Annotated in this window: 3 protein-coding genes; all 3 read right to left on the bottom strand. The window is 39.6% G+C overall.

Translation table 11 applies throughout. The features are described from left to right. Positions 1 to 85 precede the first annotated feature (85 nt). A complete protein-coding gene (tnpC, locus tag ACE198_RS27885; RefSeq protein ID WP_251463601.1) occupies positions 86 to 1,657 on the bottom strand; it encodes an IS66 family transposase in 1,572 nt (523 codons plus the stop codon). An 89-nt stretch (positions 1,658 to 1,746) separates the two neighbouring features. Further along, on the bottom strand, positions 1,747 to 2,100 hold the full coding sequence (tnpB, locus tag ACE198_RS27880) for an IS66 family insertion sequence element accessory protein TnpB (protein WP_285851506.1): 354 nt from the start codon (positions 2,098 to 2,100) through the stop codon (positions 1,747 to 1,749). After that, on the bottom strand, positions 2,097 to 2,291 hold the full coding sequence (locus tag ACE198_RS27875) for a hypothetical protein (protein ID WP_375377787.1): 195 nt from the start codon (positions 2,289 to 2,291) through the stop codon (positions 2,097 to 2,099). The genes tnpB and ACE198_RS27875 overlap by 4 nt, the downstream gene beginning before the upstream one ends. Between the last annotated feature and the right edge of the window lie 85 nt (positions 2,292 to 2,376).

The raw sequence follows: 2,376 nt of genomic DNA, 5'->3' as shown, positions 1-2,376 counted from the left end.
GTAAGCCCGAATTATAAAAAAGACGTACCTTCCGGTACGCATTTCAAATAGCCGTAAATTCCGATTTTTTTAATCGAATTACGGCTTATTTCATATTTATTCTGCATTCTGCCTTAATCATTTTTGACCAGGGCATATATTGATCTAGAATCTCAGGATTTTGATGGATGCTGAGATTTGGCAGATCCGTTAATAGTTTCTTTATGTATTCATAGAAATCAACACCGTTACTTTTGGCTGTTTCTGCGATACTCAAACAGATGGCATTTGCTCGAGCACCAGCTTCGCTTACCGAAAATAACCAGTTTTTTCGACCTATAACGTTTGGTCGTATGGCGTTTTCGGCTGGATTATTATCGATTTCGATGCGCCCATCATTCAAGAATGCTCTAAGTCCATTTGCCCTATTCAATGTGTATTCCGCTGCCTTCGCGAGGGCATTTTTTCCGAAGAACGGTGACGTTTCAACCCATTCAAGGAATTTATCAACAATTGGTTTCGAGTGTTTTTGGCGTTGTTTTCTACGCATACTCGGAGACAAATGTTTAAATTTCCTTTCGAGTCTATATAAATCATCACAAAAGCTTACACCAATTCGGCCATTTTTGCTGTCCGCTTTCAACCAATAACGACGAACATGCGCAAAACAATTTGCGAAGGAAACCCCCTCCAACTTATCATAGGCAGAATAACCATCACAAATAATTGTTCCAGAAAAACCTTCTATGAAACTTTCAAGGACAGATCGAGCCCGTGATAGAGCGCTTTGAAAGAGAGTTATTGGAGGACCTTGGCATGGAACACTTCGATAAACCCAGTTATAGGCATTGGTTTGACCAGATTTTCCGTCGGATCGGTTGATGATTTGGCTATAAGTTTCGTCCACATGTAAAAGAGATTTAGCCATCATCAATTGCTTCATTCGTTCGTAAATAGGCATTAACCAATCGTGAGAAGTACGAATGACCCAGTTCGAAAGGTTCTTATCATTGGTATTTAGGCCATAACGGTCCCATTCCTTTACCTGACGGTAAAGTGGTAGGTATTGTGAATATTTATCATATATTACTTTGGCAAGTACGCTAGGACTTGCGATGCTTCGTTGAATAGGAGGCTGTGGTGCTTTACCACGTTTAATTTGCGCCTTTTGAAATGTATCGCCTTTACAGTCTATACATCCAAGAGCGTGTTCAACGTGTTGGATTTTTTTCATTTTTGCGGGAATAAATTCTGCCTCTTCTCGTACGATTGTACTGCCAATCTCAATCATTTGTCCCTGGCAACAGTCACATAGCGTGTTTTCAGGATAATAGTGAATTGTTTCTACTTCGATGTCATCATGTAATGAATCATTTCGTTTTTTCTTTTGAATATTTCGAACAACAGTGTAAGAAATCGTCTGTTGGCTTTGTTCTCCTGGGTGCTCAGGTTCATTAAAAGACGGATCATCTTCAAATAGTGACACTTGCCCATCCGGTGTATTGTACTTCGATTGTTCGGTTTTTGATCCATATAAAAGCTTAGTTAATTGGCGAACTTGCTCGGTTAACGCTTCAATTTGTTTTGATAAGTTTTTGTTTTGTTGATTCGAATGAGCCAATTGCTCTTCGAGCAGCTGAATTAATTTTTTTTCATTCTTAGAAGAAGCGTTCGCCATATCATTCACCACTATTCGTTCAGTTTCGTTCTTTTTATTATAACTAGTTCGAACAGCAGAATAAAGATAATATTAGTAGCTTGCTGAATTTAAAATACACCTTTTGATGATGGTTGAATCGCCTTTGGCTGTTGGAGGGATAATCCCTCGAGGAGCCATCGAACCTCCTGCTGAGAAAGTTTGCGAACTTCATTTTCGTCTTTAGGCCATTGCAGTTTACCTTTATCTAAACGTTTATAAAGCATGGCAAAGCCATCACCATCGAAATATAAACATTTATAACGATCTTTACTCCACCCGGAAAATAAGAAAATCGAATCACTGTACGGATCCAGGTCAAAGGAATCTTGAATCAGTGTGGCCAATCCGTCAATGCCTCTTCGCATATCGGTCCTCCCACAAATGATGTAGATATTTTTCACGCTTGTATAATCATGTTTCATTGCTGCTTCAACTCCCTCATAACGGTTTGAATGATGCGCTCATCTACGCCGTTGAAGAAGGATATTTCAGCGGTTGCCGTTTTGATTGTGCAAACGCTATTTGATGATGGAGCTGGAGAAGTGCATGGAACGAAATCTTTATTTTCAGCGTGGAGTGAAACGGGGACGATTGTTAATTTTTGTTTTGGCATAAGAAAAAGCACCTCCTTTAGTTGATACATGTATCGTACCAAGAGGAGCTGCGGGTTTATATGCGTTGTTTGATTGGGGGCTTAC

The organism is Neobacillus sp. KR4-4, from assembly GCF_042136325.1.
GTDB lineage: Bacteria > Bacillota > Bacilli > Bacillales > Cytobacillaceae > Neobacillus.
Note: the sequence above shows the minus strand (reverse complement) of the source record. Positions and strands in the feature narration are given on the sequence as shown.